Genomic DNA, 1,931 nt, shown 5'->3' on the forward strand with positions numbered 1-1,931 from the left:
CACGGCAGGCCTTGCACGTTCGACGAGTTGGCTCAGCTTGTCCCCGATATCGACGCCGTGGTGGCCGGGATTGACACGTGGAACGAGGACGTCTTCAAGCTGGCGCCCAAGCTCAAGGTGATCGCACGGTTCGGCGTGGGTGTGGACAACATCGACGTGGCCAAAGCCAACGAGTACGGCATCAAGGTGTGCAACGTTCCCGGCGGCAACGCCAACGCCGTCGCCGAGATGGCCGTCGGCCTGATCATCGCCGCCATGCGCCAGATTCCGTATCTGCAGCAGTCCCTCCGGCGGGGCAACTGGGACCGCTTCGTCGGGCGGGAGCTCATCAACCGGACCGTGGGCTTGGTGGGATTCGGCCACATCGCGCAGATGGTGGCGCGCAAGCTGCAGGGGTTCGACGTCCGCCTGCTGGCTTACGACCTCGCCCCCAACCATGAGAAGGGCAGGGCGTACAACGTGGCTTTCGTTTCCCTCGAGGAACTCCTCCGGGAAAGCGATGTCATCAGCCTGCACGTTCCTGGCGTAAAGGCAACCTACCACATGATCGGCAAAGAGCAGTTCGAGATGATGAAGCGGGACGCGTACCTCATTAACACGGCCCGCGGGTCGGTGGTCGACGAGGACGCCCTCTACGAGGCCCTCAAGTCCGGCCGCATCGCCGGCGCGGCCGTCGATGTATACGAGCAGGAGCCTGCCAGAAAGGATCATCCGCTCTTCACACTGGACAACGTTATCACGACTCCGCACTCGGCTGCCGAAACCTACGAAACATACCGCAAGGTTAGCCTTGCCACTGCGCAGGCCATCCTGGACGTCTTCGCCGGGCGGGAACCCGCCAACCTCGTGCGGGTCTAGGTGAAATCGGAGCCAGCGTCCGGTGGCGCACGGTATCCGGGTGAACGGAAAGGAGACTTCGGGATGAAGCTGTTCATCGATACGGCCAATGTCGACCACATCAGGGAGATCGCCTCGTGGGGCGTACTGAGCGGGGTGACGACCAATCCTTCGCTGGTGGCGAGAGAAGGTCGGGACTTCATGGCCGTCTTGCGCGAGATTCTCGCCATCGTGGACGGGCCCATCAGCGCCGAGGTCGTCAGCACCCAGGCGGACGATATGGTCACCGAAGCCAGGCAGTACTACGAGCTCAGCCACAACATCGTCATCAAGCTGCCGGCCACCGCGGAGGGGCTCAAGGCCTGCTCTCGGCTCACCGGGCAGGGCGTGAAGACGAACCTGACGCTGATCTTCAACCCGAACCAGGCTCTGCTCTGCGCCCGGGCCGGCGCCACCTTCGTCTCGCCCTTCGTCGGCCGGCTCGACGACATCTCTACCGATGGGATCCAGCTCGTTCGCGACATTGCGGAGATCTTCACCTACCATGGCATCACCACGGAGATCATCGCGGCTTCAATCCGGACCCCGGGACAGGTCGTCGCGGCGGCGAAGGCTGGCGCCCATATTGCCACGCTTCCGCCTGCGGTTTTCCACCAGATGCTGAAACACCCGCTCACCGACGCGGGAATCGAGCGCTTCCTCAAGGATTGGGAAAGCGTGCGCAAACAGGGATAGGTCTGGGTGCATGGAGCATCACCCCCACCGGTTAACCCGCCGGTGGGGGTGATCTGGTATTGCGCTGTCGGGCCCTGCCGCGCTACACCCGCCCCTTGTACCGCTTCTGAATCGCGGCGTTGTGCTCATCGCTCCCGTCCACGTTGGCGCTGATGAGAACCGGCGGCACGCCGCCCATCGCCACCAGCGGGGCGATGATCTCGCGGTTAGCGCCCGGGCGATGAACATTCCGGCGATAGACGAGGCCGAACAGGCCTTCATCCCGGTGCCTGGCAGGTCGAACAGCGTATCGCTGTAGGACCAACTGCGTATTCCGGTCAAATCGACCAGTGATTCCGGTTCAAGCCGACCACCGGTTC

At 63.3% G+C, this 1,931-nt stretch carries 2 protein-coding genes; both read left to right on the forward strand.

From position 1 onward, the window contains the following. Window positions 1-858 (forward strand): phosphoglycerate dehydrogenase (locus tag AB2385_RS16980; RefSeq protein ID WP_367656193.1); only part of this gene is annotated, 858 nt, incomplete at its 5' end. A 63-nt stretch (window positions 859-921) separates the two neighbouring features. Then, entirely contained in the window at window positions 922-1,572 is a 651-nt protein-coding gene (gene fsa / locus AB2385_RS16985; RefSeq protein WP_367656194.1) for a fructose-6-phosphate aldolase, read from the forward strand. Window positions 1,573-1,931 lie beyond the last annotated feature (359 nt).

It is taken from the genome of Symbiobacterium sp. (assembly GCF_040797425.1).
In the GTDB taxonomy this organism is placed as follows: domain Bacteria; phylum Bacillota; class Sulfobacillia; order Symbiobacteriales; family Symbiobacteriaceae; genus Symbiobacterium.